The sequence below is a fragment of the Rhizobium sp. HT1-10 genome (assembly GCF_049472505.1).
Taxonomy (GTDB): Bacteria; Pseudomonadota; Alphaproteobacteria; order Rhizobiales; family Rhizobiaceae; genus Rhizobium.
The window spans coordinates 1-25,101 of sequence record NZ_JBCEBQ010000006.1; the positions used below are offsets into that span (position 1 = coordinate 1).

26 protein-coding genes are annotated in these 25,101 nt (G+C 62.8%); 9 read left to right on the forward strand and 17 right to left on the reverse strand.

Annotation, left to right across the window (positions count from 1 at the left end; genetic code table 11):
* Together VH564_RS15950 and VH564_RS15955 are read right to left on the reverse strand one after the other, a co-directional pair.
* On the reverse strand, window positions 1-86 hold an 86-nt coding region (locus VH564_RS15950), incomplete at its 3' end, for a transposase (RefSeq protein ID WP_423341088.1).
* Window positions 87-233: 147 nt separating this feature from the next.
* Window positions 234-1,025, reverse strand: coding sequence for an aldolase (locus tag VH564_RS15955; protein WP_423340843.1), 792 nt, complete (start codon window positions 1,023-1,025; stop codon window positions 234-236).
* Between the two features lie 419 nt (window positions 1,026-1,444).
* Here VH564_RS15955 and VH564_RS15960 point away from each other — a divergent pair, with 419 nt between their 5' ends.
* On the forward strand, window positions 1,445-2,497 hold the full coding sequence (locus VH564_RS15960) for a sugar phosphate isomerase/epimerase family protein (RefSeq protein WP_423340844.1): 1,053 nt from the start codon (window positions 1,445-1,447) through the stop codon (window positions 2,495-2,497).
* 216 nt (window positions 2,498-2,713) lie between these two features.
* On the forward strand, window positions 2,714-3,901 hold the full coding sequence (locus VH564_RS15965; protein ID WP_423340845.1) for a Gfo/Idh/MocA family protein: 1,188 nt from the start codon (window positions 2,714-2,716) through the stop codon (window positions 3,899-3,901).
* Window positions 3,902-3,974: 73 nt separating this feature from the next.
* On the opposite strand, the gene VH564_RS15970 is transcribed toward VH564_RS15965, so the two are convergent.
* From VH564_RS15970 to VH564_RS15980, 3 genes are all read right to left on the reverse strand, one after another.
* A complete protein-coding gene (locus VH564_RS15970; protein ID WP_423340846.1) occupies window positions 3,975-4,703 on the reverse strand; it encodes an esterase family protein in 729 nt (242 codons plus the stop codon).
* On the reverse strand, window positions 4,700-5,659 hold the full coding sequence (locus VH564_RS15975) for an acetylxylan esterase (RefSeq protein WP_423340847.1): 960 nt from the start codon (window positions 5,657-5,659) through the stop codon (window positions 4,700-4,702). The genes VH564_RS15970 and VH564_RS15975 overlap by 4 nt, the downstream gene beginning before the upstream one ends.
* A gap of 182 nt (window positions 5,660-5,841) precedes the next feature.
* The gene (locus VH564_RS15980) at window positions 5,842-7,728 is read right to left on the reverse strand and encodes a heavy metal translocating P-type ATPase (protein ID WP_423340848.1); all 1,887 of its coding nucleotides are present in this window, start codon (window positions 7,726-7,728) and stop codon (window positions 5,842-5,844) included.
* Between the two features lie 317 nt (window positions 7,729-8,045).
* On the opposite strand from VH564_RS15980, the gene VH564_RS15985 reads away from it, so the two are divergent.
* Together VH564_RS15985 and VH564_RS15990 are read left to right on the forward strand one after the other, a co-directional pair.
* Window positions 8,046-9,419, forward strand: coding sequence for a GH1 family beta-glucosidase (locus tag VH564_RS15985; RefSeq protein WP_423340849.1), 1,374 nt, complete (start codon window positions 8,046-8,048; stop codon window positions 9,417-9,419).
* A 154-nt stretch (window positions 9,420-9,573) separates the two neighbouring features.
* On the forward strand, window positions 9,574-11,787 hold the full coding sequence (locus VH564_RS15990; RefSeq protein WP_423340850.1) for a bifunctional diguanylate cyclase/phosphodiesterase: 2,214 nt from the start codon (window positions 9,574-9,576) through the stop codon (window positions 11,785-11,787).
* Between the two features lie 35 nt (window positions 11,788-11,822).
* Here the strand turns inward: VH564_RS15990 and VH564_RS15995 are convergent, their stop codons facing one another.
* Window positions 11,823-12,761 carry a rhodanese-related sulfurtransferase gene (locus tag VH564_RS15995; RefSeq protein ID WP_423340851.1) on the reverse strand — a complete coding sequence of 313 codons (939 nt, stop codon included), beginning with the start codon at window positions 12,759-12,761 and terminating at the stop codon, window positions 11,823-11,825.
* 77 nt (window positions 12,762-12,838) lie between these two features.
* A complete protein-coding gene (locus VH564_RS16000; RefSeq protein ID WP_423340852.1) occupies window positions 12,839-13,312 on the reverse strand; it encodes a CYTH domain-containing protein in 474 nt (157 codons plus the stop codon).
* A 154-nt stretch (window positions 13,313-13,466) separates the two neighbouring features.
* On the opposite strand from VH564_RS16000, the gene VH564_RS16005 reads away from it, so the two are divergent.
* Window positions 13,467-14,105, forward strand: a complete 639-nt coding sequence (locus VH564_RS16005) for a 2-dehydro-3-deoxy-phosphogluconate aldolase (RefSeq protein WP_423340853.1) — start codon at window positions 13,467-13,469, stop codon at window positions 14,103-14,105.
* A 97-nt stretch (window positions 14,106-14,202) separates the two neighbouring features.
* On the forward strand, window positions 14,203-14,418 hold the full coding sequence (locus VH564_RS16010; protein ID WP_423340854.1) for a hypothetical protein: 216 nt from the start codon (window positions 14,203-14,205) through the stop codon (window positions 14,416-14,418).
* Between the two features lie 5 nt (window positions 14,419-14,423).
* On the opposite strand, the gene VH564_RS16015 is transcribed toward VH564_RS16010, so the two are convergent.
* The 5 genes from VH564_RS16015 to VH564_RS16035 form a co-directional block, all read right to left on the reverse strand.
* Window positions 14,424-15,506 (reverse strand): nickel/cobalt transporter, encoded by a 1,083-nt coding sequence (locus VH564_RS16015; protein ID WP_423340855.1) that lies wholly within the window; start codon window positions 15,504-15,506, stop codon window positions 14,424-14,426.
* A complete protein-coding gene (locus VH564_RS16020) occupies window positions 15,500-16,144 on the reverse strand; it encodes a DUF1007 family protein (RefSeq protein WP_423340856.1) in 645 nt (214 codons plus the stop codon). Before VH564_RS16020 ends, VH564_RS16015 begins: the two co-directional genes overlap by 7 nt.
* 92 nt (window positions 16,145-16,236) lie before the next feature.
* The gene (locus VH564_RS16025) at window positions 16,237-17,130 is read right to left on the reverse strand and encodes a LysR family transcriptional regulator (RefSeq protein WP_423340857.1); all 894 of its coding nucleotides are present in this window, start codon (window positions 17,128-17,130) and stop codon (window positions 16,237-16,239) included.
* 21 nt (window positions 17,131-17,151) lie between these two features.
* Window positions 17,152-17,481, reverse strand: a complete 330-nt coding sequence (locus VH564_RS16030; protein WP_423340858.1) for a type II toxin-antitoxin system PemK/MazF family toxin — start codon at window positions 17,479-17,481, stop codon at window positions 17,152-17,154.
* Window positions 17,478-17,699 carry a hypothetical protein gene (locus tag VH564_RS16035; RefSeq protein WP_423340859.1) on the reverse strand — a complete coding sequence of 74 codons (222 nt, stop codon included), beginning with the start codon at window positions 17,697-17,699 and terminating at the stop codon, window positions 17,478-17,480. The genes VH564_RS16030 and VH564_RS16035 overlap by 4 nt, the downstream gene beginning before the upstream one ends.
* A 551-nt stretch (window positions 17,700-18,250) precedes the next feature.
* Here VH564_RS16035 and odc2 point away from each other — a divergent pair.
* Both odc2 and VH564_RS16045 read left to right on the forward strand, forming a co-directional pair.
* Window positions 18,251-19,384 (forward strand): ornithine/lysine decarboxylase, encoded by a 1,134-nt coding sequence (gene odc2, locus VH564_RS16040; protein WP_423340860.1) that lies wholly within the window; start codon window positions 18,251-18,253, stop codon window positions 19,382-19,384.
* A 96-nt stretch (window positions 19,385-19,480) separates the two neighbouring features.
* Window positions 19,481-20,071, forward strand: coding sequence for a GNAT family N-acetyltransferase (locus VH564_RS16045; RefSeq protein WP_423340861.1), 591 nt, complete (start codon window positions 19,481-19,483; stop codon window positions 20,069-20,071).
* Between the two features lie 607 nt (window positions 20,072-20,678).
* On the opposite strand, the gene VH564_RS16050 is transcribed toward VH564_RS16045, so the two are convergent.
* From VH564_RS16050 to VH564_RS16070, 5 genes are all read right to left on the reverse strand, one after another.
* Complete coding sequence (locus VH564_RS16050) at window positions 20,679-21,668, reverse strand: WD40 repeat domain-containing protein (RefSeq protein ID WP_423340862.1); 990 nt, start codon at window positions 21,666-21,668, stop codon at window positions 20,679-20,681.
* Window positions 21,668-22,786: a CobW family GTP-binding protein gene (locus VH564_RS16055; RefSeq protein ID WP_423340863.1), complete on the reverse strand. Its 1,119-nt coding sequence runs from the start codon at window positions 22,784-22,786 to the stop codon at window positions 21,668-21,670. The genes VH564_RS16050 and VH564_RS16055 overlap by 1 nt, the downstream gene beginning before the upstream one ends.
* Window positions 22,787-22,898: 112 nt before the next feature.
* On the reverse strand, window positions 22,899-23,288 hold the full coding sequence (locus VH564_RS16060; RefSeq protein ID WP_423340864.1) for a type II toxin-antitoxin system VapC family toxin: 390 nt from the start codon (window positions 23,286-23,288) through the stop codon (window positions 22,899-22,901).
* Window positions 23,285-23,554 carry a type II toxin-antitoxin system prevent-host-death family antitoxin gene (locus VH564_RS16065; protein WP_423340865.1) on the reverse strand — a complete coding sequence of 90 codons (270 nt, stop codon included), beginning with the start codon at window positions 23,552-23,554 and terminating at the stop codon, window positions 23,285-23,287. Before VH564_RS16065 ends, VH564_RS16060 begins: the two co-directional genes overlap by 4 nt.
* A gap of 71 nt (window positions 23,555-23,625) precedes the next feature.
* Window positions 23,626-24,417, reverse strand: coding sequence for a creatininase family protein (locus VH564_RS16070; protein WP_423340866.1), 792 nt, complete (start codon window positions 24,415-24,417; stop codon window positions 23,626-23,628).
* An 84-nt stretch (window positions 24,418-24,501) separates the two neighbouring features.
* Here VH564_RS16070 and VH564_RS16075 point away from each other — a divergent pair, with 84 nt between their 5' ends.
* The gene (locus tag VH564_RS16075; protein WP_423340867.1) at window positions 24,502-25,017 is read left to right on the forward strand and encodes a MarR family winged helix-turn-helix transcriptional regulator; all 516 of its coding nucleotides are present in this window, start codon (window positions 24,502-24,504) and stop codon (window positions 25,015-25,017) included.
* Window positions 25,018-25,101 lie beyond the last annotated feature (84 nt).

The following is a 25,101-nucleotide window of genomic DNA, read 5'->3' on the forward strand; positions in this document are numbered from 1 at the left end:
CGGCAAAGCTCAGAGACAGGTGTGCCTGCCTCATGCTCCTTCAAAATGCCGATGATCTGTTCGTCTGTAAAACGGTTGCGCTTCATCCTCTGGTCCTCTCAATGGGCCAGAGCTTACTTCAAAATGGATTAATTCGGCGGGGCAAGGTCAAGGCCCTTCAAACCCAGAGAAACGGAACTGGTGGCAATTGCTACCTAATTCCGCAGAACAGACCATCCCATCCAACCAGCGAACTACCCGCGATAATCCGTCTCCTGCTTGTCCAGCACCCGCCGGATGCTCTCGAGGTGCATTCTCGCGCTTTCCGGATCGCCTTCGCGCATCTGGCGGGCGGCGGCGGACGCGATGTCGGCGGGGACGGCCAGCAGGCGGCAGCCGGTGCTCATGGCTTTGAGCTGCACTTCGGCGGCGCGCTCGAGATAGTAGAGGTCGTCCCAGGCTTCGGCGATATTGGGCGCGCAGACCATGACGCCGTGGTTCTTCATGAACAGGATGTCGTTGTCGCCGAGCGTCGCGGCGATGCGGTCGCCTTCGCGCTCATCCAGCGCCAACCCGTTATAGTGCTCGTCGACGCCGGTGCGGCCGTAGAATTTGAGCGCCGTCTGGCCGGCCCAGACGAGTGGCTCGCCCTCGACCATGCTCAGCGCCGTGGCATTCGGCATATGGGTGTGGAAGGCGGCGCCGACGCGGGGCAGCATCTTGTGCAGACGCGCGTGAATGAAGAAGGCGGTTGCCTCCGGCACGCCGTCGCCAGCAACCACATGGCCGTCGAAATCGCAGATCAGCAGCGACGAGGCCGTGGCTTCCTGGAAGGCCCAGCCGAGGCGGTTGACCAGGAACAGGTCGGGATGACCGGGAACGACGGCGGAAAAATGGTTGCAGATGCCTTCCTCGAGGCCGAGGCGCGCCGCCATCCTGAGACAGGCGGCAAGATCGGCACGGGCCTGCCAGATTTCCTCGGTGTCCAGCGAGGCGTTGCGCAGGATCGCCGGTGCGCCCTCTGGGATGTTCAGTTCGTGTGCCATCAGAGCCTCTTTGTTCACGTATGTCCTGTCGACGATACCGGGAGGCGCCGGGCTACGCCGCCAGCCTGCCGGGCATGCGGTTGGCCTGCGGCCGGTGCCCAGTTCGCAGCAAAGCCGAGTTCTTGCGTCGCGACAAGGTCAGGTCGTTCAATGACGTGGAAATACACCGGTTGTTCTCCGAAAATTGGCCGGGCAAGTGGCCAGCTTTCGCCCGGTGCGTGGACATAAAACGCCAAGGGTCCACAAATGCGGTACGTACGTCTTGCGATTGCCTGACGCCCGTGATTAGTTCGTTGCACGTCGACTTCGAGCCTAGTGGCCGAAGTCTCAGCGGTGGGGTTGAGGAGCCCGTCCATGTAAGAAGGCATGGAAAACCGCATTGGAAACGTTTACGGTATCTGTTAAGGGAGGAATCTGACATGAAAACCATCAAGGGCCCGGGCCTGTTTCTCGGCCAGTTCGCAGGCGATGCAGCCCCCTTCAACTCGTGGGATTCCATCACCAAATGGGCGGCCGATGTCGGCTATCTCGGCGTCCAGGTGCCGACCTGGGCCGGCCAGCTGATCGACCTGAAAAAGGCTGCCAGCTCCAAGGACTATTGCGACGAGTTCGCCGGCGTGGCGCGCCAGAACGGCGTCGAGGTGACGGAGTTGTCGACCCATCTCCAGGGCCAGCTGGTGGCGGTGCATCCGGCCTATGACGAAGCTTTCGACGGTTTTGCGGCGCCTGAGGTGCGCGGCAATCCGAAGGCGCGGCAGGAGTGGGCCGTCGAGCAGGTCAAGATGGCGCTGACGGCGTCGAAACATCTCGGCATCAAGGCGCATGCCACCTTCTCCGGCGCACTGGCCTGGCCCTATATGTATCCCTGGCCGCAGCGGCCGGCCGGTCTGGTCGAGACCGCCTTCGAGGAGCTGGCCAAGCGCTGGACGCCGATCCTCGACCATGCCGACGAGAACGGCGTCGATGTCTGCTACGAGATCCATCCGGGCGAAGACCTGCATGACGGCGTCACCTTCGAGATGTTCCTCGAGCGGGTGAAGAACCATCCGCGCGCCAACATGCTCTACGATCCCTCGCACTACATCCTGCAATGCCTGGATTATCTCGACAATATCGACATCTATAAAGACCGCATCAAGATGTTCCACGTCAAGGATGCCGAGTTCAACCCGACCGGTCGCCAAGGCGTCTATGGCGGCTACCAGAGCTGGGTCGACCGCGCCGGCCGCTTCCGCTCGCCGGGCGACGGCCAGGTGGATTTCGGTGCCATCTTCTCGAAGCTGACGGCCAATGATTTCGACGGCTGGGCCGTGGTCGAATGGGAATGCGCGCTGAAGCATCCCGAAGACGGCGCGCGCGAAGGCGCCGAGTTCGTCAAGGCGCACATCATTCGCGTCACGGAGCACGCCTTCGACGATTTCGCCGCCGGCGGCACGGACGACGCGGCCAACCGGCGGATGCTGGGGCTATAATTCGCATCATCTGTGCGGAGACTACCCCCCTCTGTCGGCGATGCCGACATCTCCCCCACAAGGGGGGAGATTGGCCGCGACTTCGAAGCGTCCCTGACATTTTCGGACAGCGTTGGGGAAATGAATGATCTCCCCCCTTGTGGGGGAGATGTCACCGGAGGTGACAGAGGGGGCGAGCCTCTACAGAGACAAAAGCCAATTTGGAGGAGGATACCCATGGCAATCGAAGGTTCAAAGCAGGAAGCCCGGGCGCCGCGCATTCGGCTCGGCATGGTCGGCGGCGGTGCCGGCGCGTTTATCGGGGCGGTGCACCGGATCGCGGCGCGCATCGACGACCAGTTCGAGCTGGTGGCAGGCGCGCTGTCGTCGACGGCGGAGAAGGCGATGGCCTCGGGGCTCGATCTCGGTCTCGATCCCTCGCGCACCTATGCCAGCTACCGCGATATGGCGATCCGCGAGGCGAAGCTGAAGAACGGCATCGAGGCGGTGTCGATCGTCACGCCCAACCATGTGCATTACGACGCTGCCAAGGAATTTTTGCGGCGCGGCATCCATGTCATCTGCGACAAGCCGCTGACGTCCAATCTGGCCGACGCCAAGAAATTGAAGAAGATCGCCGACGAGAGCGGCGCGCTGTTCGTGCTCACCCATAACTATACCGGCTATCCGATGGTGCGCCAGGCGCGCGAAATGGTCGCCAATGGCGAACTCGGCGACATCCGCGTCGTGCAGGTCGAATATCCGCAGGACTGGCTGACGGAGGCGGTCGAGCAGAGCGGCGCCAAGCAGGCGGTCTGGCGCACCGACCCGGCCCAGTCCGGGGCAGGCGGCTCGACCGGCGACATCGGCACCCATGCCTATAATCTCGCCTGCTTCGTCACCGGCCTCGAGGTCGACAGCCTGGCCGCGGATCTCGACAGCTTCGTCGAAGGCCGTCCGCTCGATGACAACGCCCATGTGATGCTGCGCTTCCGGGCGCGGGGCGCGGAAAAGGCGGCCAAGGGCATGCTTTGGTGCAGCCAGGTGGCGCCCGGCCACGAGAACGGCCTGAAGGTGCGCGTCTACGGCACCAAAGGCGGTCTTGAATGGGTGCAGGCCGATCCGAACTATCTCTGGTACACGCCGTTCGGCGAGCCGAAGCGGCTGATCACCCGCAATGGTGCCGGCGCCGGCGCGGCCGCCACCCGCGTCTCGCGCATCCCGGCCGGCCATCCCGAGGGCTATCTGGAAGCCTTTGCCACCATCTACACCGAGGCGGCCCAGGCCATCAACGCCGCCAAGAGCGGCAAGGCGGTCGACAGTGCCGTGCTCTATCCAACCGTCGATGACGGGGTGAAAGGCGTCGCCTTCGTCGATGCCTGCGTCGCCTCGTCCAAGCGCAATGGTGCCTGGGTGAAACTGTAAGATTGTCGGCTTCGGCCGGGAGCGTCCCCGGCCGTCCTAAGCCATTGGATCGATAGGTTCGGCTCGCTCGTCCCTAGATATAGAGCGGTGCCATCTGGCGCCAGGCGCTGCCGCGGTGGGCGCGGCCGTCCCAGATGTGCAGCTGATGGCCGACCTGCTTTTCGGCCAAAATCCGGCTGAGCAGACGGTTGTTGTCGAGGAAGGGGTCGTCATTGCCGATCGTCAGCACGATCTCGACCTGGCGCAGCCTGTCCAGCCGCCAGTCGTTGCCCATGCCCGGCAGGAAATGCAGCGGCGTGTTGTAATAGACCGTATCGTCGTAGTAGCCGTCGAAGAGGTCGCCGAAGGATTCGACCGAGAGGGTCAGGTCGTAGCGGCCGGAGAAGGCCACCAGCTTGCGGAACAGATGCGGGTGGCGGAAGACGAGGTTGGCCGCCTGGAAGGCACCGAGACTGCAGCCGTGGACGACCGTGCAGTCGTGCGGGTTCTTGTTCGCCATCAAGGGCAGTACTTCGTGGAGGATGTAGTCTTCGAGCGCGGCGTGGCGGTGGAGGCGCTCGGCCGGGTGGCGGTCGCGACGGTAGAAGCTTTCCGAGGCCAGCCCCTCGATGCAGTAGAGCTGCAACTGGCCTGCCTCCAGCTTGTCGCGGATGCTATCGACCAGCCCGAGCGTCTCATATTCCCAGAACCGGCCGTCGCGCGTCGGAAACATCAAGACCTTCGCGCCGGCGTGACCGAACACCAGCAATTCCATGTCTCGATCGAGGCGCGGGCTGTACCAGCGCAAATATTCGCGGTTCATAGGTCCTTGAAGAACTGTCTCACTTTGTCGCGCAGCACGGCTGCCTGCGCCGCACTCCCATCATAGTCGAAATGACCGGCATTGAGGATGAAGGTTTCATTATATTTTGGCAACGCATTGGCGACAGCGAACTGGCAAGGCGGCGCCACGGCGGGGTCGAAGCGGGCAACCGCCGTCAGCATCGGCACGGTGATCCTCTGGGCGGCAACAGCGGCATCGAACAGGCGCAGCGTTTCGTAGACAGTCGGATGGGTCGCGGCGTAGGCCTGCGCCGCGTTGGCGCTACCCACCGTCGGCAGCGTCAGCCATGCCTTGCGGTCGCCGAAGGTCGGGACGACGAGATGTCCCCGAGCGATCCGTTGGTCGAAGGGAATGGCGAGTGCGCCTATGCCGCCGCCGAAGCTGATGCCGCTATAGCCGATATGGCCGGAGAGCCAGGGATAGAGCGCCAACAGCGCCGACACGGCCAGCCACAGATCCTCGACGCAGCCGCCGATGATGTAGTCGTCGGGGCGGTCGATGTCCTGGAGCACATGGCCCGAGGGATCGGACGGGATCGGCGGGCGGGCGCTGCGCGACAGGCCGCGAAAACAGGGAAACAGCAGCGCCGTCTCGCTCACCGGCAGGTCGAAATCCGGCTGGTCGCGGCCGCCATAGCCATGGCCGACGACGAGGCCGCGACGGATCGACCCTGCGCGCGGCAAGAGCAGCCATCCGCCGATCGGAAACCCGCCTGTTGAGGCGTAGGTGATGTCAAGCACATGCCAGTCCGGATGGGCGGATTTGCTCCGGCGCAGTGCCGGTTTCGGATCGACGGCGAGGGCGCGGCGATACCGGCCCTTCCAGAAGTCGTCGAATTCAGGCGGCGCCTGAGGCGGCCGGATCGCCAGGAGGTCTCCCTCGGTCATGCCATAGGTGGGATCGAAGGCGAAGGGATGTGTCGTCGGAATGCTCATGGCAGGGTTTTCCTGCGGAACGGCGGGGGATGCAAGCTTTCGTTGTCGAGGCCGCAACGGTAAGGGCAAAGGCTGCTCCGTGAGCCAGCGCTTCTGGAGAGGGGAGGGTTGCATCCAACGGTCTGCGCGATATCCGCGCGTCGTGATCGGCGAGCGGGCGGCCGCAACCGGTCGCAGGACTGTCACGCCCGAACCACGTCCGCCGGCACTGCCGTCCTCATGGGCTCCCCGATCCTCGGGTCGATCCGCAATGCGCGCAGGGTGTTCAGGATGACCGCCACATCGATGATTTCCTGCAGCACGGCGCCTTGCACGGGGGAGAGGTAACCGAGTGCGGCGGCAATCATGCCCGCCACAGACATGCCGATGCCGGCGATCACGCTCTCCATTGCGATGTGGCGTGCGGACTGAGCAATCTCGATGCCCGGCAGCAGGCGATCCAGATGATCGACCAGCAGAACGACGTCGGCGGCCTCGGCCGAGGCCGCGGCGCCCCGTGCACCCATGGCAACGCCGATGTCGGCGGCGGCAAGGGCCGGTGCATCGTTGACACCGTCGCCGACCATCATGACGGTTCCGCTTTCACGCTCGCTGAGGATCAGACGGACCTTCTGGTCAGGCGACAGATCTGAACAGACGGCGTCCAGGCCAAGACCGGCGGTCACGGCTTGCGCCACCGCCTGCCGGTCGCCTGTAGCCAGCAGGATGCGGCCGATGCCCACCCGGCGCAGGTTTGCAATGAGTTCGGCCGTTCCCGACCGCAAGGCATCCGCCATCGTGATGTAACCGGCCATCCTGCCGTCGATGGCAAGGGCGACCACAACGGTTCCGATATTCAGGATCGGGCTCGGGGCCGACGTGAGGCCGATCTGCTCGCGGACGAATGCAACGCCGCCCACGCATACCGATCGACCGTCTATCGTCCCGGAAACGCCTTCCCCCGCGCGCTCGAAAACATGCTCCGGCACAGGCAGCATGAGCGTTTGACGCCGCGCCGCCGCCACGATGGCGCGCGCCATCGGATGTCTCGACGCCTGCTCGAGGGCGCCTGCGAAGTAAAGGATTTCGTCCTCCGACATCCCGTTCTGCGGTTCTATCGAAACGACCTGCGGGCGTCCGTCCGTCAGCGTCCCCGTCTTGTCGAGGACCAATGTGCTTACCCCTGCCAGGGCCTCGAGCGGCTTTGCTCCCTTGACGAGAACGCCAAAATGGGCGGCGCGGGAGAGGCCAGCCACGAGAGCGACCGGCACCGCCAGTATGAGCGGGCACGGCGTTGCCACGACAAGGACCGCGACGGCCCGGATGGGATCGCCCGTGAACCACCACGCAAGCGTCGACAAGACGAGCGTGACAGCCAGGAAGCCCAGCGAATAGCGGTCGGCAAGCCTTGCCATGGGTGCCTTGGACGCCTGCGCCGCCTCGACCAGTCGCACGATGCCGGCATAGGTGCTGTCGGCGGCGCGATGCCTTACGCGCAGGTCGAAGGGCGGCCCGGCATTGGTCGATCCGCTCATCGCTTCCTGTCCCCTGTCCACCCGGACAGGCATGGATTCGCCTGTAAGCGCCGATTTATCGAGGATCGCCTGCGGACTCTCGACGTCGCCGTCAACAGGGACGATCCCGCCCTGGTGAATCAGAAGCAGGTCGCCGGGTTCGATCAGATCGAGCGGAACGTCCGCCAGTCCGCCATTGGCGTGGCGCGTCGCGGTTCTGGGAACGCGGGACAGTAGCGCGCTCATTTCCTGGCGGGCGCGTCCTTCTGCAAAGCGTTCGAGAACCGTGCCGCCCGAATACATTACCGCAACCACCGCAGCGGCAAGCGTTTCACCAAAAAGAAGCGCTGCCGTCATGGAGAGCGCGGCCACGATGTCCAATCCGACTTCGCCTTTTCGAACACTGCTGAAAATTTCAAGAAGCAGTGCCGCAAGAACCGGCAGAACGCCGGCTTGCCACGCGAATATCGCCGCGTCCGGTCGACCGGCGGCATGAAGGGCTAGCCCGAGCGCCAGAGCAAGAATGGCGAGGAAGAGCAGGGAGAACTGCAAGCGGTCTGCATTGTCACGGGCCATAGCTTTTCTCTCGCAAAAAAGGGCCTTTCGGCCGCAATCCCGACATGGGTCCTGATCCTGCGATCGGCGTCCTTGTCGGTGGCCCGGCATTCTCCGGGGGAAAGCGAGAGCAGGAACTGTCCTCAAAGTTATCAGCTAAACGGCAGGCTGAGTTGACCTGTATCAAGCAAGGGCCTGGTCGCTGCGGCAGCGGCGTCGGCCGATGTTCGCGTGTGCGCAAATCTGCAACGTTACCGTCCTGCCATGTGCAGGCTGTACAACAGGCCCATCCTCGGTCTAAATCGCCCGCAAACAGCCTCATCGAAACGGAAAATCCCATGATCGATCCGAAAACCCTGGCCGCGCGGTTCCCCGGCGATTTCACTTTTGGCGTCGCCACCGCGGCCTTCCAGATCGAGGGCGCCACCAAGGCGGATGGGCGCAAGGCGTCGATCTGGGATGCGTTTTGCAACATGCCGGGCCGGGTCTTCCAGCGCGACAATGGCGACGTCGCCTGCGACCACTATAATCGCCTGGAGCAGGATCTCGATCTGATCAAGGAGATGGGCGTCGAGGCCTATCGTTTCTCGATTGCCTGGCCGCGTATCGTGCCTGAAGGCGTCGGGCCGATCAACGAGAAGGGGCTGGATTTCTACGACCGGCTGGTCGATGGCTGCAAGGCGCGCGGCATCAAGACTTTCGCGACGCTCTATCACTGGGACCTGCCGTTGTCGCTGATGGGCGACGGCGGCTGGACGGCGCGCTCGACCGCCTACGCCTATCAGCGCTACGCCAAGACGGTCATGGCGCGGCTCGGCGACCGGCTGGATTCGGTTGCGACGTTCAACGAGCCCTGGTGCATCGTCTGGCTCAGCCATCTCTACGGCGTCCACGCGCCGGGCGAGCGCAACATGGAGGCGGCGCTGGCCGCCATGCACCACATCAATCTTGCCCACGGCCTTGGCGTCGAGGCGATCCGCTCGGAGGCGCCGAAGGTGCCGGTCGGCCTCGTGCTCAACGCCGCCTCGATCATCGCGGGTTCGGATGCTGCGGCCGACCAGGCTGCCGTCGAGCGCGCCCACGAGTTCCACAACGGCGCTTTCTTCGATCCGGTCTTCAAGGGCGCGTATCCCGAAGCCTTCCTCTCGGCGCTCGGCGACCGCATGCCCCCGGTTGCCGATGGCGATATGGCGCTGATCAGTCAGAAGCTCGATTGGGTCGGCATCAACTACTACAAGCCGGACCGCGTCTTCGACGATGCTGAGAAGACAGGGGACTTCCCCTGGACGACGGAAGCGCCGCCGGCAAGCGACGTCAAGACGGATATCGGCTGGGAAGTCTATGCGCCCGGCCTCAAGCATCTGATCGAGGATCTCTACCGGCGCTACGAACTTCCGGAATGCTACATCACCGAGAACGGTGCTGCCTACAACATGGGTGTCGTCGACGGCGTGGTCGACGATCAGCCTCGGCTCGACTACTACGTTGACCATCTCAACGTCGTCGCCGACCTCATCAAGGACGGCTACCCGATGCGCGGCTACTTTGCCTGGAGCCTGATGGACAATTTCGAGTGGGCGGAGGGCTATCGCATGCGGTTCGGCCTGGTCCATGTCGACTACGAGACGCAGGTGCGCACCGTCAAGAATAGTGGGAAGTGGTACTCGGAGCTCGCTGCGCAGTTTCCCAAGGGCAATCATACGGCGAAATGACCTGCGCCATACCCGGACCGCCATGGCTTCCGAGCGGCGCATGCGGCAAGAGGGATGACGTGGTTGTAAGAGCGCATCTTCGCGACCCCTGATATAAGTTTCCTTAACGGTTCTTGAAGACCTGTTAGGCATATTCCGCGCCAAGGAGTGCCGAATGGGCGCATTTTCAAAGCTGTTTCAGAGGGATATTGAGCTTGGCCGCCAACCGATCGTGGTTGCGGTGTTGCTCTCCTTTGCGATCGTGGTCGCAGTCGTGACGCTGATGGTGCTGACCGCCGTGTCCCGCGTGGCCGACTACTCCAACAGGCTGGATGACGAGCGCTCCTTCGAAACCACGGCCGGCGCGCTGAAAACCTTTCAGGCCCAGCTCGGAGCGACGCTCAACGACTATGCCGCCTGGGACGATGCGGCCAAATTCACCTATGCAGCCGACGGCATGGATTGGCTGGTCAGCAACTACGGCGAAATGTCGGCCAATAGCAGCTTGTTCGATATGGCGATCGTCGTCGACGATGCGGGCAAGCCCATTCTCGAATATCGCGAGGGCAAGCCGGTAGAGGATCCGCTGAATGCGATCTTCAATCCATCTCTCTGGTCCCTCCTGAAAACAGCGCGATCGGCTGCCGAGGGCAAGGCGCCGGAGGCCATCGGCTTCGTCGGTACCAAGAGCGGACCGGCGGCCGTCGGCGTTGCCCTGGTGCGTCAGAAATCAGGCGCCCTTTCGGTTCCTGCGGGCCAGCGACGCTATCTCATTTTCGTGCGCCATCTCGACGATGCCAAGGTCCAGACGATGGCGGAGAATTATGTCGTCCGAGGCCTGAAATTCGTGGCGCCGGATCATCCGGCGCGGTTGGCGGTGCCTGTTGTCGATCCGCTCGGTGCCACGCTCGGCAAGATGGTCTGGCTGCCCCGCGGTCCCGGTGACATGAGCTACCAGCAGGCGCGGCCCTTGGTGGTGGGCGCGCTGGGTCTCGTCGGTCTGTTCTTCGTCGTGCTGCTCATCCTCGGATCGCTCGCCAACAAGCGCCTGCGGGCGGAAGAGGCGGATGCACGGGAGGCGGCCTTGCGCGACCGGCTCTCGGGGCTGCTCAATCGCGAGGGCATGCGCGTTCGCGTCGACGAAATGATCGAGAACGCCAAGGCGCAGCGCACCAACGTGCTGCTACTCTATCTCGATCTCGACGGGTTCAAGGAAATCAACGATTCCTACGGCCATGGGACAGGGGACCAGCTGATCCGCGCGGTTGCGGCCGGGCTGAAAGTGCTGGTGCCTGACAGCGCCACGCTCGCCCGGCTTGGCGGCGACGAGTTTGCCATCGCCTTTCCGGCCACGGAGCTGAACGAGGGCTTGGCGCTGGGCCTTGCCGAACAGGTGCTCGACTTCCTGTCCGAGCCGCTTGAGATCGGCCTGCGGGTCATCGTTGTCGGCGCCAGCATCGGTATCGCCATGTCGCCGGAAGGCCGTGTCGGCCGCGAGGAAATGGTGCGCCGGGCTGATCTGGCGATGTACAAGGCCAAGGAGACCGGGCGGGCGCGCATGGTCTGCTACGACAGCGACATGGACAGCGACCGTGAAGGCCGCAATGCCATGGAGATCGATCTGCGCTTCGCCATCGAGAACGAAACACTCGACGTCGCCTATCAGCCGCTGGTCGATGCCACCACCCACGAGATGATCGGCGTCGAGGCATTGGCGCGCTGGGATCGTCCCGGCTATGGCCAGATATCGCCAGAAGTCTTCGTGGCCGTGGCGGAAACCAGTGGCCTGATCGAGGGGCTGGGGCTGCTGGTGCTCAGGCGCGCCTGCGAGGCGGCCATGGGCTGGCCAGGGCTTCGCGTCGCGGTCAACGTCTCGCCGAGCCAGTTCCGCAACCCGGCCTTTGCCGACTACGTCCATGCCGTGCTGAAGGAGACCGAGATCGAGCCGGCGCGGGTGACGCTCGAGATAACGGAAGGCTACATCATCCAGAACCCGAAGCGGATCCGGGCCGCTATCGAACGGCTGAAGGCGCTGGGCGTCAAAGTGGCGCTGGACGATTTTGGGTCCGGATTTTCATCGATCGGCTATCTCAGGCAGTTCGGCTTCGACCGCATCAAGATCGACAAGTCGCTGACGATGGGCGTGCTCGAGAGCAAGGGCGCGCGCGACATGCTGCAGGCAACCGTGGCGCTGGCGCGCTCGCTGGATATCCCCGTCACCGCCGAGGGTATCGAGACCGAGGAGCAAGGCGTCGCCGTGCGCCTGTTCGGCTGTGACGAGTTGCAGGGCTATTTCCATGGCAAGCCGATGACCGCGGCAGAATTGACCCGACGCTATCAGGCGCAGCTTCGCCGAAACGAGCAGGACGACCGCCGCATCGCCTCTTGAAGGGTGCCGGAGGCGCGCACCGCGGTGCGCGCGCGCTAGCCGCGGTGCGCGCGGCCCGTCTTGCGGGCGAGCTCGATCTGCCGCTGGCGCTCGCGGAAACGCTCGCGGTCGCTCTCGCTCCTCGCCTCGTAGCACTGGCTGCAGGAAACGCCGGCCTCGTAGAAGGGCGACGTGATCTCCTCGGCGGTGATCGGCGTACGGCAGGCGTGGCAGAGCTTGTGCTCGCCTTCCTTCAATCCGTGCTCGACCGAAACCCGTTCGTCAAAGACGAAGCAGGCGCCTTCCCAGAGGCTTTCCGCCTCCGGTACTTCCTCGAGATATTTGAGAATACCACCCTTCAGATGGTAGACCTCGTCGAAGCCCTGCTGCTTCATGTAGGCCGTCGCCTTTTCGCAGCGGATGCCGCCGGTGCAGTACATGGCGATTTTCGGCTTGTTGTGCAGCCCGGTGTTCTGCCGCACCCATTCCGGAAACTCGCGAAAGGTCTTGGTCTTCGGGTCGAGCGCGCCTTTGAAGACGCCGATCGCCGTCTCGTAGTCGTTGCGCGTGTCGATCAGGATGGTGTCCGGATCGGAAATCAGGCTGTTCCAGTCCTTGGGCGCGACATAGGTGCCGACGATCGTGTTGGGGTCGATGTCCTCGACGCCCATGGTAACGATTTCCTTCTTCAGCTTCACCTTCATGCGCACGAAGGGCATCTTGGAGGCGCGGCTTTCCTTGTGCTCCAGGCCGGCAAACTCCGGCAGCCCACGCAGGAAGGCAAGGACCCTGGCAATCGCGGCATCGGTGCCGGCAATCGTGCCGTTGATGCCCTCGTGAGCAAGCAACAACGTGCCCTTGACGCCCTGTTCTTCGCAGAGCGCCTGAAGCGGCTCGCGAAGGGAGGCGAAGCGCGAAAAATCCGCGAAATGATAGAGCGCGGCCACCAGGAAGGGGCTTCCGCCCAGGGGCGTGGTTGAGGCAATGTCGGTCATGGGATCGAAATACAGCCTCTCGCTTCCCGACGCAATCTTCATTTGCGCGGGTGATGGCCGGATGCCGCCGTCGTCGGCTAGAGGTCCGGATCTTCCGATTCGAAGCGCATGGCGAGCGCCTGGTTGGAGTAGCGGTGCTGGCCGGTGACTTCCTCGCCCAGCCACTCCGGCAGATCGGGTTCGTCGTCCACACGCCGCATCTCCACCTCGGCGACGGTCAACCCTTGAAGGAGACCGTCGAAGACATCGACTTCCCAGATGAAGCCCTTGTAGGGCACCCTATGGCGCGTCTTGGCGATCTCCACGCCAACGGCTGCCGAAAGCAACTGCTCGGCATCTGCGACCGGGATGGCGTATTCGAACTCGTCGCGCACCATGTCCCTGCCGATCTTGACGGTCAGCGTCGCGGTTGTGTCGTTGGCCAGTCTCACGCGGATGGATCGATCATCCATCGACGCGATATAGGCCTGACGAATGCGAATCTCTTCAATCACGGAGTTCCGCCAGGCATCGTCCTGGACGAGGAATTTCCGTTCGATTTCTTTGGCCATTCGTTTCAGGCGTCCCCACGAGCATGCGATGCGGTAAGATAAACAATGTCATCGAGATTTCCTACCGGGCAAGACGTTCCCGCTTTTGTCTCGACAAGGCTTCCGATGAAGGTTATCGAAGTCGTAAAATCAAACCTTTCCAGGAGTGCCGGCGATGGGTGAAAAAACCGAAAAGCTTCTTTCCATCCTGCGATTTGCGCCGGTCGTTCCGGTGCTGATCGTCGATGACGTCAAGTCGGCTGTGCTGCTGGCCCGGGCGCTTGTTGCCGGCGGGCTGAAGGCGATCGAGATCACCATGCGCACGCCTGCGGCTCTCGATGCGGTGCGTGCGGTGGCCGACGAGGTCGAGGGCGCCGAGGTCGGTGCAGGGACTATCCTGAACGTCGCCCATTGGGAGGCGGCTGTCGAGGCGGGTTCGAAGTTCATCGTCAGCCCGGGGACCACGCAGGAGCTTCTCGATGTTGCCCGCCAGTCGAGCGTGCCGTTGCTTCCCGGAGCCGCGACAGCCAGCGAAGTGATGGCGCTCCGCGAAGAGGGGTACCAGGTGCTGAAGTTCTTCCCTGCCGAACAGGCGGGCGGTGCGGCCTACCTCAAGGCGCTGTCGTCGCCTCTGGCCGGAACGATGTTCTGTCCGACTGGCGGCGTGTCGCTGAAGAATGCTCGCGACTACCTGTCGCTGCCCAACGTCATCTGCGTCGGCGGTTCCTGGGTCGCGCCGAAGGAGCTGATCGCCGCTGGCGATTGGGCCGGCATCACCAAGCTGGCGGCGGAAGCCGCAGCCCTGAAGGCCTGATCCATCGACAAAAAGGCCGGGCCGCCAGACGGCGGTCGGCCACTGATCGGCTCAAGAAGCGCTGCGTCATGGTCGGCGCATTCAAAGGATACACCGCTTGACCGGTAAGAAGTCGGAAAATCGATCGTCCGCGATTGCCGCTGCGATCATCCTGCTGGGTGCCGGCACGGTGCTCTATCTGATGCCGAACATCGTCCTGTGGCTGGGCACGTTCTCGCCCTGGCTGGCGACCGGTTTTGGCGCCTGCGTCATTCTCTGCTTCTTCCTGATCTTCTGGCTAAGGGCGCGCTACCAGCGGCGGCATCGCCCCTGATAGCCTCAGGTCTGCAGCGAGGCGCCGAGCAGGACGACGCCCGCCAGAATAACGAGCACGGCGCCCATGATCTCTATGCCGTTGCCGACCCAGGTCGCCTTCCGGGAGCCGGGTCCGGCCAGGCGCACCGCCAGGCCCTTGGCGCCGACCGAGAGGATCGCCAGCAGCGATACGGTGATGGCGGTGCCAAGCGACATGGCGATCACCGACAGCACGCCGCCGAGCAGCAGGCCGTTCAGCAGGGCGAAGGTCATGACCAGCAGCGCGCCGGAGCAGGGCCGCAGGCCGACCGCAACCACCGCCGACCATGCCTCACGGACATTGAAATTCTCGGCCTGCAGCAGTGACGGATCAGGCAGGTGCGACCGGCCGCAATCCTCGCACACAACGCCGGCGCCGGCGGGTGACGGCGCGTCGCAGTTGAACGTTCCAGCAGGCGTGGCTGCGGTATCGCTTCTTGCGTAAGAGCCGCTGTCGAACAGCGCGACGCTGATCGGGCCGGCTGACGTCGCAATGACTGCACGCCGCGCCGGCATGGCGCGGATCATCGAGCGCAGCTTGCGGAACAGCAGCCAGCCGCCGAACAGGATGACCATGACGAAGGAGGCGATCTCCATTGTGTTGGTCGCCTGGGTCATGGTGATGCCGCTGCCGCGCAGCACGAAATAGGCGGCGGCGACCACCAGTACGGCAACGAGGCCCTGGACGAAGGCGGAGATGAAGGAGATGGCGATACCACGCTTCAACTCGATCTCGTTGGCGACCATGTAGGAGGAGATCACCGCCTTGCCATGGCCGGGGCCTGCGGCGTGGAAGATACCGTAGGCGAAGGAAAGGCCAATCAGCGTCCACAAATGCCAAGGGTCCTGGCGCATCGCGGAAAGGGACTGGGTCAGCGCCCGATAGAAGGCTTGCTGCTCATAGTTGACATAGAGGAATATCGGGGCAAGCGGGCCGCCGATCGGCTGGAAGCTCGGTTCGGCTGTGCCGATGCCGAGCGGCGAGCCGGTGGCATGCGCAAGGCTCGTGGCGCCGATCATGGCGGCTAGCGCAAGCGAGGCAAGGGCGACGTGACGGCGGCTCAGCATTGGGTGTCGATCCGTGTGGCGAAGAGTTTCGACATGGTGGTGCCGGTCGGGTCATTAAAGAATGCGTCTGTCAACGAGGTCTTGTTCTCGGCAATCACCTGGTCGGGATCCGGTCGCACGACCTTGGAGGTGCAGGACTTGAAGCCATCGCCGAGGGTCACAAGATCGCCGTCTGTCGGAAAATCAATCGAGGTGTAGAGCGTCGGATCATAGATGCCGAAGGACAGGCGGTTGCCCTTCATCGGCATGGGCTCGGCCGGCGCAACCTTGAAGAACATCAACAGCTGGCCGTCCTTGTAATCGACGTGGATGACATCAGGTTTCAGCACCTTGATCACCTTTCCGTTCAACGACATGTTCACATAGTAATCGTAGTCGGCCAGCGAATCCCGCACCGTGGCGCCGACTGCCTGGAGCTCGTCCGGATCGAGCTTCAGATTGCCGTTCTTGTCGAAGTCCATCATCACGGACGAAGAGAACACCTCGTCGAAACGCCAGACATTCTGGAGTTCCTTGATGTTGCCATCCGGCCCGGCCACCACTTCAAGCCGCGCCTGGACGAAGATGTGCGGATGGGCGAAAGCCGCAGCGGGCGCCATCGCCAGCGCGAGAGCCAAAGGGAGGGTGGTTTTCTTCATGAACTCTCGGCGCTGCGCTTTGTCGTCACTGATGGTGCCAGTGTGAGAAAAAATGAGACAGAATTGGGACCGCAAGCAGTAGCCTTGCCGCTTTAGCCGTTCTTGCGGAACCAGTTGTGCAGGTAATCGACGAAGATGCGCACCTTGGCCGGCAGGTAACGACGGTGCGGATAGACGGCGTAGATGCCGCGGTCAGTCGGCACGTAGTCGTTGAACAGGGTGACCAGATCGCCGTTTTCAATGCTCTTGTGCGCGATGAAATCGGGGATGATGGCGACGCCGATGCCCGCCAGGGCGGCGCGCAATGTCGCATGCGGGCTGTTGACCTCGATCGGGCCGTTGACCGAAACATTGAACCAGGTGCTGTCGGGGTTGCAGAAGCGGATGGTTCCCTGGGCGCGGTTGTTGGTGTCGATGATGAAGGGAATGCGGGCGAGATCGCTTGGGTGATCGAGCGGGCCGTGCCGCTCGACAAAATCCTGGGTGGCGCAGATGTGGACGCGGAAATCCGATATCTTGCGGGCGATCATGCCGGAATCCTCGAGCTTGGTGACGCGCACGGCGACGTCGAAGCCTTCCTCGATCAGGTCGACGAAGCGGTCCTCGGCGGCGATCTCCAGCGAAAGATTGGGATTTTCCTTGGCAAAATCGATCAGCGACTGGCCGACATCGGCATCCATGAAGGTGCGCGGTACAGAGATCTTCAGCCGGCCCTTAAGCTGCTGGTTGTTCTCGCGCACGAGGTCTGCGAGATTGTCGATTTCCTTGAGGATGTCGGAAGCCGTGCGAAAATAGGTATGGCCGGCCTCGGTCATCGAGAACTGTCGGGTGGTGCGGTTGAGCAGCAGCGCGCCCAGTTCGTCCTCCAGCTCCCGCACATATTTCGACAGCAGCGCCTTGGAGCGCCCGGTCTTGCGAGCGGCGGCCGAAAAACCCTCGGCTTCGACGACGTCGATGAAGGCGCGTATGCGGGTAAGGGTGTCCATTTATCGCGGGTGTCCTGTTCGTCAGCCGGATAGACCCATGACGAATCCCAGGATGGTGTCAAGTTTTCTCAAGTCGGCATCGTTCAAGCGACCTATTTTCTGGCCGACGCGGCGTTGCATGATGGTGATCGGCTTTTCGACCATGGCCTGGGACAAGACGCGCAAACCGTTGGTTGCGTCGGGCTCGAGATCGAAGCGGAAATTGGGGGTGGGACCCTCGAATGACGTCAGTGGGCAGACGATTACGGAGCCGACCTGCCCGGCGAGTAAGTCGGATTGGACAATGATGGCCGGGCGTGGCTTGCCGTAGTCCCCGGTGAGGATTACCGCGAAAATATCACCCCGCCTCACACGTCCCCGGTCCACTCCTCATCGTTGAAGATTGAGACAGCCTCGATCCACCGCATCGCATCTTCCTCTTCCTCAGGGTCGAGGGCAGCGATCTGCTGGGCGATCCGCTTCAGAAATTCCGGGTCGTGCGGGTTGATGCCCGCTTCCCGCGCCTTGCGGGTGAGATCGGCCCGCAGCTCGTCCCAATCCTTCATCAGTCCTGCCGTAGCAGCGGTCATGGCGGCTCTCCATTCGGGCCTGGGGAATGTAACGTTTTTCGCGCCTTGCTGCAACCTGAGGGTGCTTTGCCGCCGCCGTCCACTTTTTTTGGCCGGCATCAAAAAAATTCTTGATTGTTACAGCGAATGTTCTTATCTCCCGGTCAGCCCAAAGTCGCACGTGCCCATGGGTGTCCGCTGGTCCTCTAATTGGTGAGGATACGGTAAGGTACCTGGAATTAACCCCTCCAGTCGCTATCTCGGCCTTCCGAGAAATGCGAGGACATCTGAAGCAACGACGGTGCGGGCCTTTTTGTTCTCTTCCGGCTTTCCATCAGCCGGGGTTACTGAAGAGGCACACCATCATTGCCGGAAGTGCGGTAGGGAATCCCCTCCAATCCATGGCAGACAAAGCCGAACCTATGCCGATCTATGGCGTTGGTTTACTGATTGAGCATCGTGCGTTCGCCAAGGATCCGGGGTCTCCACCGGCTGGGTCCTAGCGCGGATTGCCGTATGCCCTTTGTCCTCCGGCGTGAGCTCCGGAGCCTGGAATTGAAGGGACTACCCATATGACCACCCAGCGCATCCGCGACTTCCTCGCAACCCGACGTCCCGACGGTCCCTGCCTCGTGCTCGACCTCGACGTGGTCCGCGACAATTTCCATGCTTTCCGTCACGCCATGCCGGACAGCTCGATCTACTATGCCGTCAAGGCGAACCCTGCTCCGGAAGTCCTGAAGCTTCTCGCTTCCATGGGCTCCAATTTCGACTGCGCGTCCGTCGCCGAAGTCGAAATGGCGCTGGACGCCGGTGCTACGGCTGCCCGCATCTCGTTCGGCAACACGATCAAGAAGGAACGCGACATCGCCCGTGCGCATGCGCTCGGCGTCAGCCTCTTTGCGGTCGATAGCCATGAAGAAGTCGAGAAGATGGCCCGTGCCGCTCCCGGCGCCCGCGTGTTCTGCCGCGTTCTGACGGACGGCGAAGGCGCCGAATGGCCGCTGTCGCGCAAGTTCGGCTGCGTACCGCAGATGGCCGTCGACGTGCTCGTCTACGCCCACCAGCTCGGCCTCGAGTCCTATGGCGTGTCGTTCCACGTCGGTTCGCAGATGACCAAGGTCGATGCCTGGGATTCGGCTCTTGCCGATGCCAAGCGCGTCTTCGTGTCGCTTGCCAAGCAGGGCATCCACCTGCAGATGGTCAACATGGGCGGTGGTTTCCCGACCAAGTATCTGCGCGACGTTCCGGCTGCCGAAGCCTATGGCAAGGCGATCAACCAGAGCCTGCGCGATCACTTCGGCAACCAGATCCCGAAGACGATCATCGAGCCAGGCCGCGGCATGGTCGGCAACGCCGGCGTCATCAAGGCGGAAGTCGTGCTGATCTCGAAGAAGTCGGACAATGACGACGCTCGCTGGGTGTTCCTCGACATCGGCAAGTTCGGCGGTCTCGCCGAAACGATGGACGAAGCCATTCGCTACCCGATCCGCACCGAGCGGGACGGCGACGAAATGGAGCCCTGCATCATCGCCGGCCCGACCTGCGATTCGGCCGACGTGCTCTACGAGAAGAACCTCTATCCGCTGCCATTGTCCCTGACGATCGGCGACGAGGTGTTCATCGAAGGCACCGGCGCCTATACGACGACCTACTCGGCCGTGGCTTTCAACGGGTTTGACCCGCTGAAGTCCTACGTCATCTAAAGGTCCGACGTCGCCAGCCCCGTAGCCAACCGGGGCGGCACCTTCACAATTTTCATTCACCGCCGCTCATAACGGTATTGGGTACGGGAGGCCGACATGGCCGCTGTTCTTGATTCTGTACGCGCATTCTTTGCGCCGTCCACATTCGCAATCGACTACGAAAATGCCGGCGACGTCGTCGCCCGAGAAAACCTTTTGAACCGCGCCATGGGCGAAGGTCGCACGAAGAAGTCTTCGGAAAAACTGCGTCGCGGCTGCATTCCGGCTGAAGGCCTGGCCCTGGTGGCGCGCGACCGCAACGGTCACGTCATCGGCACCGTCCGTCTGTGGAACGTCGAAGCCGGCGTCAACCGCGAGACGCAGGCCGTCGACGCGCTGCTGCTCGGCCCGCTCGCCGTCGATGCGGATCACGAAGGCAAGGGCATCGGCGCGGCCTTGATGCGTGCCGCCATCCTGGAAGCCAAGCAGCGCGGCCATGGGGCCATCCTGTTGGTCGGCGACCCCGCCTATTACGAGCGCTTCGGCTTCTTTGCCGACAAGGCTCGTCACCTTGTCATGCCCGGCCCGTTCGAGCGCCATCGCTTCCTGGGGCTGGAGCTTAAGGACGCCTGGCTCGAAGGCGCTGCCGGCATGCTGGTCGCCAGCGGCCGCAAGCTGACCCAGCTGCCGCTTCGCCGCGCGGCCTGATTTTCTCGATAACGGGCGCTGGCTTCGGTCGGCGCTTTTCGCACTTGGCATCGCTCTCTGGACGGAGCGGTGCAGCGGCGTTTTGGATCCTCGCTGCGTGAGCTTCACCACACGCGGATGACGCATCCGCTGGGGCCGGGTTCCCTACCATTCGGCCGGCCCATAACACGGTTTTGGGCGATGGGGATGAATTTCGCGAACTGTTTTTGACACGCCAGTCTTTTCAAGGGCTTGCCATTTTAGGCTGGGAATTTCATCCCCTCGCTCCGAGACCAGAGTTATTCTGCAGCCGTCATTGGACTGGGACGCCGGGTCGCGAACCGGAAACGTCCAACGGATCGAGATCCGGCGTTCAATGATGGTGGACTGCGATGATCGTGATGCATCAGGGTATTGCGATCGGGTCTGATTGGTGCGGACGAATGGGCCCGTTCAATCAAACCTCTGAAGTCGCGAGTCTATTGAAAGGCAGCAACGACCTGAAATATTTACAGAAGCCTAACGCTGCCTGCCATTCCCATCTTCCGTCTTGCCGCGCCCTGCGGCGGACGCGGAATCGGCGTGGGTGACGTTTGGGGACGCCACCGCCAGACGCGGCAGCGACCAGCTACGCCGCGATGTCGACAATCCCGCAATCGCCGGCGGCCGAGGCGAAGGCCAGGGTCTTGCCGGACTTGCCCCAGCTCAACGAGGTGATCGCACCATTTCCGGGACGGCGCAGCAGCGCCTCCTTGCTGTCGGCGACCCGCACGGCGAGAATCATGCCGTCGATGAAGCCGATGGCGACGATGTCTTCGGCCGGATGGAAGCGGACGCAGGTCGCCATGATGTTGGCGCGGCTGCCGAGTTCGAGCGGCGCCTTGCCCATCGGGCCGTCCTTGCCCTGGAAGGGCCAGACGATGGCTGCCGGTGCCCCTGACGAGGCGAGCCACTTGCCCTTGGCGGACCAGGATAGCGACTTCACCTTGGCGGGGTAGCCGGTCATCCGCATGTGGCGGGCGTCCGTTCCGGCCTTGGGGTCGAGCTTCCAGCCGTGCAGGGCATTTTCCTGCATCGTCGTGACGACGAACTGGCCATCCGGCGAGAAGGTGACGCCGTTATGGGCGCCTTTCCATTCGAGATTGACGGGAGCGCCAGATGTGCCGACCCAGTGCAACGTCACGCCGTTATAGCGGGCAACGGCAATGCGCAGGCCCTTCGGCGCAAATGCGATGCCCTCGACGGTGCGTTCCTCGGTAAATTCCTTGGTGCTGCCATCGGAAAGCGCGACGAAGGTCGTCTTGCCATGGGCATAGGCAACCGCGCCCTGCGGGCCGGAGGCCACTTGCGTGATCCACTTGCGAGGGGCTTCGGCGATCAGCGAAATGCTGCCATCGGCGGCAATCCGCTGAACCTTGCCGTCCTCGCCGCCGACGATCAAGCTTTCGCTGTAACCGTCGCGCACGCAGGTGAGCAGGCCCTGGCCGGCCTCCGTCACCCTCTCGCCGCCTTCGAAGCGGTGGATGGTGCCGGCGGCGCCGACGAAATAGGGAACATCGTTCAGAAATTCGACGGCCAGGACGTGGCCGTCGATATCAACAGGTGCGACGGTCGGCATCAGACGGCCGCCTGGCAGGCCTTGAAGCTGGCTTCCAGCTTCTCGCGGTCAAGCTCGCGGCCGATGAAGACGAGGCGGCTCTCATGGACTTCGCCTTCCTTCCAGGCGCGCTGGTGATCGCCCTCGATGATCATGTGGACGCCCTGGATGACGTAGCGCTCCTCGTCGCCCTTGAAGGCGATGATGCCCTTGAGGCGGAGGATGTTCGGGCCTTCCGTCTGGGTGATCTTCTGGATCCACGGAAAGAAGCGGTCGGCAATCATCTCGCCGCCGCGCAGCGAGACCGACTGGACGGTCACGTCATGGATCGGCGATGGGCCGTGATTGTGGTGGTCGTGGCCATGGTGGCCGTGATCGTGATGATGGTCATGGCCGTGATGCGCGTGGTCATGGTCATGGTGGTGATGATCGTGACCGTGGTCGTGGTCGCAGTCTGGGCCGCAGACGTGGTCGTCGCCGGCGGTGAGGAAGTGCGGATCGTTTTCCAGGGCCCGCTCCAGGTTAAAGGCGCCCTGGTTCAGAACATGGGAGAGATCGACGCCGGAGCGGCTGGTCTTGTAGACGCGGGCGGCCGGGTTGATGGCGCGCACGACGTCCTCGATCTGGGCGAGTTCGGCCGGTGAGACGAGGTCGGTCTTGTTGATGACGACGACATCGGCAAAGGCGATCTGGTCTTCGGCTTCGCGGCTGTCCTTCAGTCGCAACGGCAGGTGCTTGGCGTCGACCAGGGCCACGACGGCATCGAGTTCGGTCTTGGTGCGGACGTCGTCGTCCATGAAGAAGGTCTGGGCGACCGGCACCGGATCGGCAAGACCGGTGGTCTCGACGATGATGCCGTCGAAGCGGCCCGGACGGCGCATCAGGCCCTCGACGACTCGGATCAGGTCGCCGCGCACGGTGCAGCAGACGCAGCCATTGTTCATTTCATAGATTTCTTCGTCGGATTCGACGATCAGATCATTGTCGATGCCGATCTCGCCGAACTCGTTGACGATGACGGCGTATTTCTTGCCGTGGCTTTCCGACAGGATGCGGTTCAGCAACGTCGTCTTGCCGGCGCCGAGATAGCCGGTCAATACGGTGACGGGGATTGGCTTTAGGGCGACTGCGTCGGTCATGGGAGCCTCTAGCAATGGAGGGGGCCGCAAGGGCGAGAATTGGGTCGGTCACCATATAAGGATCTGGCTCCGACAGTTCAAAGGCTTTTGTTGTAATAGAATCACATTCACGTCACGGCGCGATGGCGGACGGGATATCGGTGCGGGCAAAGTCGTTGCCGATGTAGAGCAGGGGGCAGCCGAATTCCCTGGCGGTGGCGTAGGCGAAGCAGTCGCCGAAGTTGAGAGAGGCGGGATCGATGCTCTTGCCCCAACGGTAAAACGCTTCTCCGGCCAGTCGCGCGAGATTTGCATCGACGTCGACGATGGTGATGACCGGCGAAGCCAGTAGTTCCACCATCTGTTCTGAGATGTCGCGCCGTCTCGCGACGATCAGTGCTTCCACAACGGTCCCAGCAGAAATCAAGATTTTGGTTTCGCGCTCGAAAACGGCGCTACAAGCTGGTGCCGCCGGCTCAAGCAACAACATGGCGATTAGTGCCGAAGTATCGATAACGATCACTTCGGCAGACCGAATTCGTCGTAGAGAAAGTCCTGGCTGCGGGCCGCATCCGGTCCGGACGGAAGCTTCTTGCTTCGGATTTCCGCTTGAAGCCGAGCTATGAATGCCGATCTTTCTTCAGGCGTAAGGGATGGCTGCATTTCCGGCACCAACTCAAGCCTGACGGCAGGGCCATCGACCTGGGTCAGCAGCACCTCTTCGCCCTCGGAAACAAGCCGTACCAGCTCGGTCAGCTGGCCTTCGGCTTCGGCAATGGAAATGCGCATATCCGCCTCCTGTCTCGGCGATGCAACCTTAAGGCAATATGGGCGATCTCCGCGTGCAAATCAAGCTTCGGTCAGCGCAGATCGCGGAGGTTAAAAGCGTCTACATCGCCTAGTAGCTCGATCAATCCGCCGACCGCATGATCGATCAGTGCCTCGCCCTTTTCCGCCGTGGCGGCGCTGGCATTTCCTGCCGCGCCGTCTCTGTTGAGGTCGGCCATCGTCCAGCCGAAGGCATGCGGGCCGTAGGCGCGGAGGTGGCGGAAGCGCGTGGCAAACTCGGACTGACGGGAGGGGAAATTAGCGGCTTTCTCCATGTCCACCTTGTCGGGATGGAGGGCCAGCATAACCGATGTCTCGATGTCGCCGGCATGGATGTCCATCGCCTTGGCCTCGGGTGCGATCATGCCATCAGGCACGCCGAAGCGCGTCCAGCTGGTGGCGACCGCCAGCATGTTGAAGCGAACGCGGGCTTCCGTGGCGACGATGGTCATCAGCGGCGCGTTGCCGCCATGGGCGTTGAGCATGATGAGCTTGCGGATGCCGAGCGCATGGAGGTCGGCGGCGATGCCGAGCCAGCGCTCGATGGCATCGGCGTAGGCGAGCGACCGGGTGCCGGCGAAATGCAGGTGTTCGGGCGAATAGCCGACCGGCTCGACCGGGAGCACCGTGACGGGGAGGTCGGTGGTAAGTCGCTTGCCGAGGTGCTCGACGATGCCGGTGGCGATGAGCGTGTCGGTCTCGAAGGGCAGGTGCGGGCCGTGCTGCTCGTGGGCGCCGAGCGGCAGGATGGCGATCCAGTCGGCGCGATCGGCCGGCTGCAAGGCGGCATCATTGTCTGCAAAGCGAAATGACGGTCGCGTCATGTGCGGCCTGCCCCTTGTTTATGTCAACGTCCTTTGCGATGTCATATCCCGGTGCGGCACAAGCGGAAAGACGGCAGACGCAAGATGGCGAAGAAGAACAAGGACGGCAAGAAGACCAAGACAATCAAAAAGAAGGATCAGGCGGAGTACACGCTCGCCGATCTCTCGCCGGCCCTGACCCAGGCGGCTCGTTCGATGCGGACCACCATCACCCGCAATCTCGGCGACAGCGGCCTCTATGCCGGCCAGGATGGGGTCATTCTGGCGCTGGCCGAGGAGGACGGTCTTCCCGCCGGAGGCCTTGCCAACAAGCTCGGCGTCAAGGCCCCGACGATCACCCGCACCATCGGCCGGATGGAAGCGCAAGGCTTCGTCGAGCGCCGCACCGATGCCGAAGATGCGCGGCTGACCAAGGTCTATCTGACCGAAACGGGGCGCAACACGGTGGAGCGGATCAATGCGTCCATCCAGGCCTGTGACGCGCTCGCGACCCGGGGTTTCTCGGAGAAGGAGATCCGGACGGCGGTTCGGCTGCTCAAGGCGATCGACAGCAATCTACTGGCTGGTTCGCCCGAGGAATACATCCAATCCGATGAGTGATTTCAAATAAATCGGCATAATTACGTTGATTTTAGTCGTGAACTAAATAGTTTAAACCCTCGGTGCCGTGGACGGCGGCTGGGG